Origin of the sequence: Pseudomonas sp. LJDD11 (assembly GCF_024584215.1) — a bacterium.
GTDB lineage: Bacteria > Pseudomonadota > Gammaproteobacteria > Pseudomonadales > Pseudomonadaceae > Aquipseudomonas.
In genome coordinates this window covers 110444-116803 of the sequence record NZ_JANJFL010000021.1, presented here as the reverse complement: position 1 = coordinate 116803, position 6360 = coordinate 110444, and the positions used below count along the sequence as shown (strand labels likewise).

7 protein-coding genes are annotated in these 6360 nt (G+C 61.0%); 5 read left to right on the top strand and 2 right to left on the bottom strand.

Annotation, left to right across the window (positions count from 1 at the left end):
• Positions 1-75: hypothetical protein (locus NRB16_RS21420; protein ID WP_257106880.1), on the top strand; the 75-nt coding region annotated here is incomplete at its 5' end.
• Between the two features lie 52 nt (positions 76-127).
• Here NRB16_RS21420 and NRB16_RS21415 read toward each other — a convergent pair.
• Positions 128-1021 carry an acyltransferase gene (locus tag NRB16_RS21415; protein ID WP_257106878.1) on the bottom strand — a complete coding sequence of 298 codons (894 nt, stop codon included), beginning with the start codon at positions 1019-1021 and terminating at the stop codon, positions 128-130.
• A 162-nt stretch (positions 1022-1183) separates the two neighbouring features.
• Here NRB16_RS21415 and NRB16_RS21410 point away from each other — a divergent pair, with 162 nt between their 5' ends.
• The 4 genes from NRB16_RS21410 to creD all read left to right on the top strand — a co-directional run bounded on the left by NRB16_RS21410 (position 1184) and on the right by creD (position 5565).
• Positions 1184-1687, top strand: coding sequence for an ATP-dependent zinc protease (locus NRB16_RS21410; RefSeq protein ID WP_253116995.1), 504 nt, complete (start codon positions 1184-1186; stop codon positions 1685-1687).
• 222 nt (positions 1688-1909) lie between these two features.
• On the top strand, positions 1910-2602 hold the full coding sequence (gene creB, locus NRB16_RS21405) for a two-component system response regulator CreB (RefSeq protein WP_253117000.1): 693 nt from the start codon (positions 1910-1912) through the stop codon (positions 2600-2602).
• On the top strand, positions 2603-4021 hold the full coding sequence (gene creC, locus NRB16_RS21400) for a two-component system sensor histidine kinase CreC (protein WP_045484451.1): 1419 nt from the start codon (positions 2603-2605) through the stop codon (positions 4019-4021).
• Positions 4022-4200: 179 nt separating this feature from the next.
• On the top strand, positions 4201-5565 hold the full coding sequence (gene creD, locus NRB16_RS21395; RefSeq protein WP_045484448.1) for a cell envelope integrity protein CreD: 1365 nt from the start codon (positions 4201-4203) through the stop codon (positions 5563-5565).
• A gap of 102 nt (positions 5566-5667) precedes the next feature.
• Here creD and NRB16_RS21390 read toward each other — a convergent pair whose 3' ends face one another.
• Positions 5668-6297: a glutathione S-transferase family protein gene (locus tag NRB16_RS21390; RefSeq protein ID WP_045484446.1), complete on the bottom strand. Its 630-nt coding sequence runs from the start codon at positions 6295-6297 to the stop codon at positions 5668-5670.
• Positions 6298-6360: the final 63 nt, after the last annotated feature.

Here is a 6360-nt window from a genome sequence, read left to right as displayed (position 1 = left end):
GGCTACGGCGAGTTCGATGCAGGCGTGCCGAAGAAATTCGTCATCGACCCGCACAAGACCTTCAGCGCCGCTTGATGTAATTCGCGGGTGAAGCCGCTCCTACAGGGGCGGGTTCTGCCGCGACGTCTCAATGGTGATCCATTTCCTGCTTCAACTGCGCGATCCGCGCATTCTTCTCGACCCATAGCTGGTTGACCCAGGCCTGGACCTGGCCACGAAATTCAGGATCGTTCTCGTAGTCGCCCTGCCACAGTGCGGGGTCGAGCGCGCGGGTCTGGATATCGACAACCACCTTGGGCACGCTCCCGCACAGCAAATCCCAGAAACCGGGCGGCGGGCTGCCGGGGTAGACCACGGTCACATCGAGGATCGCATCGAGTTGCTCACCCATCGCCGCCAGCACAAAAGCCACGCCACCGGCCTTGGGCTTGAGCAGGTATTGATGCGGCGACTGCTGGGCGGCGTGTTTGGCCTGGGTAAAGCGGGTACCTTCCAGATAATTGACGATGGTTACCGGCTGGCGCTTGAACAGCTCGCAGGCCGCCTTGGTGATTTCCAGATCCTGGCCTTTGAGTTGCGGATTTTTGGCCAGGAAAGCCTTGCTGTAGCGCTTCATGAACGGATAATCCAGCGCCCACCAGGCCAGCCCCAGAAACGGCACCCAAATGAGCTCCTTTTTCAGGAAGAACTTGAAAAATGGCGTGCGGCGGTTCAGCGCTTGAACCAGCGCCGGAATATCCACCCAGGACTGATGATTGCTGATCACCAGATAGGAAGTATCACGGCGCAGTGGTGCGGCGCCACGAATGTCCCATTGGGTGGGCAGGGTGAGTGCGAAAATGCGTTTATTGATCTCTGCCCAGGTTTCCGCGATCCACATCACGGCCTTGGAGCAGTGGTCGCGCATGTCGCCCTGAAAGATCAGCTTGAGCAGGGCGAATGCCAGCAGCGGCCCGATCAGGATCAGGGTGTTGAGCAGCAGCAAGAGGGTGACGAAACTGCCGGTGAGGGCGCGGCGCATAGGCATCTCTGGGATATTGGCGGTCAGTCATGATAAATAGCCCGGCCTGACGCGCCAATGATACAGATGCTGACAAATGTTTCCGGTCGGCGAACCAAGCACGGCGCTGCTGTCTAAAACCGGACGCCAACCGGGCGCCCGATACTCTAAGGAGTCCTCCAAGTGAAGAACACTCTCGTGCTGTTGTCTCTGCTGGCGATGCCGGCTCTGGCGGCAGACCCGACCCTGTACGGCCGCTACGAGCACATCAAGATTGCGCAAGTGGGCGAAACCTTCAAGGCCAAGATGGACACCGGTGCGCTGACCGCTTCGTTATCGGCCAAGGATATCGAGCTGTTCCAGCGCGACGGCGAACAATGGGTGCGTTTTCGTCTGGCCGCTGACGGTGCCAGTAACAAGCTGTTCGAACACAAGGTCGCGCGGGTCAGCAAGATCAAGGGCCGTGCCGACGAAGACGACGAGGACGAAGACCGCATCGACCCGGCCAAGCGCCCGGTGGTCGAGTTGCAACTGTGCCTGGGCAAGCAGCAGCGCACCGTCGAGGTCAATCTGGTAGACCGCAGCCACTTCAACTATCCGCTGTTGATCGGCGCCAAGGCACTGCGTGAGTTTGATGCAGCGGTGGACCCGGCCAAGCGGTATACCGCCAAACAACCGGATTGCTGATCAGGCACCTTTAAAACTACCTACTGGCTGGGCGCCTGTGGCGCTACGCGCGCCAGCGCTGCGTTAAAAACACGCTCGGAATGCTCATGTACTCCAGTACACTCCGCTTCCTCGCTTGTTTTTGCCTTGCGCTGACTGCCTCGCCTACGTTTTAAAGGCACCTGATTGACGAACAGGGTGGGATCGCGCACCTTCTGTCGGTCCCGTTCAATGCCCGAAATTATGCCGCATATCCTGATTGTCGAAGACGAAGTCGCGATTGCCGACACCCTGATCTATGCCCTGCAAGGCGAGGGCTTCACCAGCACCTGGCTGAGCCTCGGCCAGGCCGCAGTGGAGCATCAGCGCCAGACCCCGGCCGACCTGATCATTCTTGATGTCGGCCTGCCGGATATCAGCGGTTTTGAAACCTGCAAACAATTGCGCCGCTTCAGCGATGTGCCGGTGATGTTCCTCACTGCGCGCAATGCCGAGATCGACCGGGTGGTGGGCCTGGAGATTGGCGCTGACGATTATGTGGTCAAGCCGTTCAGCCCCCGTGAGGTGGCGGCGCGGGTCAAGGCGATTCTCAAGCGCATGCTGCCCCGTGAACTGCCGGTGGCCGTGCCGGCGAGCGGCAACGGTCTGTTTCAGGTCGATCTGGAACGCTTCCAGATCAGCTATCGCCAGCAGCCGCTGAGCCTGACCCGTCATGAGTTTCGCCTGTTGCAATGCCTGCTGGAACAGCCCGAGCGGGTATTCAGCCGCGAGCAGTTGCTCGATGCCCTGGGGGTGGTCGCCGATGCCGGCTACGAGCGCAACATCGACAGCCACATCAAGAGCCTGCGCGCCAAGCTGCGGGCGGTCGCCGCCGATGCCGAGCCGATCCAGACCCATCGCGGTATCGGTTACAGCTTCAGCCCGGGCAACAGCTAAATGTCGCTGAGCATCCGGATATTTCTGGTCTACGCGGTATTCATCGCCCTGACCGGCTATTTCGTGCTCAGCACGGTGATGAAGGAAGTTCGCCCCGGCGTGCGTCAGTCAACCGAGGAAACCCTGGTAGACACCGCCAACCTGCTGGCGGAAATCTTCCGCGCTGACGTGCGTGATGGCACGCTCGGGCAGAGCCGCTTCAACGAAGTGCTGCAGGATTACGGCGTGCGTCAGCCGCAGGCAACCATCTGGGAACTGCCGAAGAATCAGGTCAGCAACCGTATCTACGTGACCGATGCCAAGGGCGTCGTGTTGCTGGACTCCAGTGGCGAGGCGGTCGGCCAGGACTATTCGCGCTGGAACGACGTGTATCTGACCCTGCGCGGCCAATACGGTGCACGCTCGACTCGCAGCGACCCTGAAGACCCCAACTCGTCGGTGATGCATGTCGGTGCGCCGATTCGTGACCAAGGACAGATTATTGGTGTGGTGACTGTGGCCAAGCCCAATAGCTCGTTGCAGCCCTACATTGAGCGGGCCGAGCGACGTTTGCTGTGGTATGGCGGCGGGTTGATGGTGCTGGGCCTGCTGCTGGGGGCGTTGTTTTCCTGGTGGCTCAGCTCTGCGCTGCGGCGCCTGACCCGTTATGCCCAGGCGGTCAGCGAAGGGCGGCGCGCTGAGCTGCCGCATTACCGGGGCGGCGAGATGGAGCAGTTATCCACAGCGGTGGAGCGCATGCGCATCCAGCTCGAAGGTAAGGCCTATGTCGAGCGTTACGTGCACACCCTGACCCACGAACTGAAAAGCCCGCTGGCGGCGATCCGCGGCGCCGCTGAACTATTGCACGACGATATGCCGACGGCCCAGCGCCAGCGCTTTGCCGGCAATATCGAAGATGAAAGCCAGCGCATGCAGCAGTTGATCGAACGCCTGCTGAACCTGGCGATGGTCGAGCAGCGCCAGGAGCTTGAAGAGCGAGTGGCCTTGCCGCTGGCCGAACTGCTCGATGAACTGCTGCTGGCCCGCAGCCTGGCCGTCGAGCGCCTGGATCTGAAGGTCGAGCGGCAGATCAACACCTCGCTGTGCCTGCACGGTGAACGCTTTCTGCTCAGCCAGGCGCTGGCCAACCTGCTGGACAACGCGCTGGACTTCACCCCGACCGGCGGGTTACTGCGCCTGGCGGCCGAACCCCGGGACGGGCGTATTTACCTCTCGCTGTTCAACACCGCCGAACCGATTCCCGACTATGCCTTGCCGCGTTTGTGCGAGCGCTTCTACTCCCTGCCGCGTCCGCATACCGGGCGTAAAAGCACCGGACTGGGGCTGAACTTCGTCGCCGAGGTGGTGCAGCTGCATGGCGGCGAACTGCGGATCGAGAATGTGGAGGGTGGTGTGTTGGTGAGCCTGTGGCTGGCGTAGGAGCGGATTTATCCGCGAATGATGCTGTTCGCTGCTGAAGCAGCTCCTACGCAGACGATGCCGGTCCGACATGCCATACGTATTCCCACACAATCTCCACACAGCCCCCATCATCACCCCACATAGCCCGCGCAGACTGTCTCCCATAGCAAACAGGGAGAGTCCCCATGAATACAAGCATGAATCGAAGTCTGGCCATGAAGTTGGGCATGATCGCTTTGCTGATCATGCTGTTGTTGATTCCATTGATGATGATCGGCGGGCTGATCAGCGAGCGGCAGGCGCAGCGCGATACGGTGCTTGATGACATTGCGCGCAGTTCCAGTTACAGCCAGCAGATCACCGGCCCGGTGGTCGTGATTCCTTACCGGCGCAGCGTGCAGGTCTGGAAGGTCAAGGCGCAAAGCGATGAGCGCTACCAGGAAACCGAGATTGAACGCGGTTACCTGCACTTTCTGCCCGAGCGTTTCGAGGTGGACGGCAAGGTGCGCACCGAACTGCGTTCACGCGGCATCTACGAGGCGCGCCTGTACCATGCGCAAAGCCAGATCAGCGGGCATTTCGCGTTGCCGGAAAAGCTTGGCCTGGATGACAGCTTCGAGGAGTACAGCTTCGAGCGGCCTTATCTGGCGGTGGGCCTGAGTGATATCCGTGGCATTGAAAATGCCCTGACCCTGCAGATGAATGGCCAGACGCTGGAGTTCGAACCGGGCACGCGGCTGAGTCGTCTCGGTGAGGGGGTCAGTGCCACTCTGCCGGCCATTGACGGCAAGCAGCCGACCCGCCTGAGCTTTGCCTTTGACCTGAACCTGCAAGGCACCGGGCAGCTGAACGTCACCCCGGTGGGCAAGTCCAGCACGGTAAAACTGGTCGCTGACTGGCCGCATCCAAGCTTTATCGGCAACTACCTGCCGACCCAGCGGGAAGTCAGCGCAGCAGGGTTCAGCGCGCAATGGCAGACCTCGTTCTTCTCCACCAACCTTGAAGAGGCCTTCGACAAATGCCTGCGCAGCGATCAGTGCGCAGATTTGCACGGCCGCAGTTTCGGTGTGAGCTTCATCGATCCGGTGGATCAATACCTGAAGAGTGACCGAGCGATCAAATATGCCTTGCTGTTCATCGCCCTGACCTTTGCCGGCTTCTTTCTCTTTGAGGTACTCAAGAGCATGGCCGTGCACCCGGTGCAGTACGCTCTGGTGGGCGCGGCGCTGGCGCTGTTCTACCTGATGTTGCTGTCGCTGTCCGAGCATCTGGGCTTTGCCACGGCTTACCTGTTGTCAGCGGCTGGTTGCGTGCTGTTGATCGGCTTCTATGTCAGCCATGTGCTGCGTGGTGTGCGCCAGGGCGTGGGATTTGCGCTGGGGCTGGCGGCGCTGTATGGCCTGCTGTACGGCTTGCTCAGTGCTGAGGACTACGCATTGTTGATGGGCTCGTTGTTGCTGTTCGGCCTGTTGGGCGTGTTCATGGTCCTGACCCGCAAGCTCGACTGGTACGGCATTGCGCCGGGCATCAGCCACAAACCGGCTGCGGAGCCAGCGCCATGAACGAAGAGTCGCTGTTGCGTCAGGAGCGCCGCCAGGCCAGGCGGCTGCTGGACGGGCTGATCGGTTTGCTGCCCGCAGCGCCGCGGGCAGCCGGGCAGGTGCTCAGGCCGAAGGCTGGGTGGCCTGCATCGAAGGCCGCTGGCTGACGTCAAAATACCAGTTGGCCAGGCGCGGGTAGCTGTTACGCCAGTTCAGATCGGGCTGGCGGAAATCCAGGTAACCCAGTGCCGCCGCGACACTGATCGAGGCAATGTCGAAAGTGGCGCCCAGTTCGGTCAGCGCCTCCTGTTCGAAGTAGGTCAGGGTGCGTTCGATCTTGCTCTGCTGGTTGTCCAGCCATACCGGCCAGTGCAGCTCCTTGGGGCGCAGCGCGGTTTCGTAGCGGATCAGCAGGGCCGCATCAAGCAGCGCATCGGCCAGCGAGGCCAGGGACAGGCGCCGCCAGCGCGCCGGGCCGTCACGGGCAATCAATGGCGTGCCGGTGTGCTGGTGGTCCAGGTAGTCGAGGATCACCCGGCTGTCGTGGATCACATTGCCGTCGGCCAGACGCAGCGCCGGAATCTTGCCCGCCGGGTTGTCATGGTTAAGCTCGGCAGAGGGGCTTACCGGAGTCAGGACCGTAGACTGCAATTGAACCTTGTCGAGCTGACCGGTTTCATGAAGCAGGATGACCACCTTGCGGGCAAACGGCGATGCCGGGTTGGTGTACAGGGTCATGGTAGGTGCTGACATGAATGATCCTCGATGGCGACAGAGTCATAGACTAGTCAGCGCCTCGTGGCTCTGCAATTGTTG

Excerpts from the sequence above, each read along its gene's own strand:
- NRB16_RS21390 (WP_045484446.1), bottom strand. The coding sequence starts at position 6,297 with ATGTCAGCACCTACCATGACCCTGTACACCAACCCGGCATCGCCGTTT.
- creB (WP_253117000.1), top strand. The coding sequence starts at position 1,910 with ATGCCGCATATCCTGATTGTCGAAGACGAAGTCGCGATTGCCGACACC.
- creD (WP_045484448.1), top strand. The coding sequence starts at position 4,201 with ATGAATCGAAGTCTGGCCATGAAGTTGGGCATGATCGCTTTGCTGATC.
- creC (WP_045484451.1), top strand. The coding sequence starts at position 2,603 with ATGTCGCTGAGCATCCGGATATTTCTGGTCTACGCGGTATTCATCGCC.
- NRB16_RS21415 (WP_257106878.1), bottom strand. The coding sequence starts at position 1,021 with ATGCGCCGCGCCCTCACCGGCAGTTTCGTCACCCTCTTGCTGCTGCTC.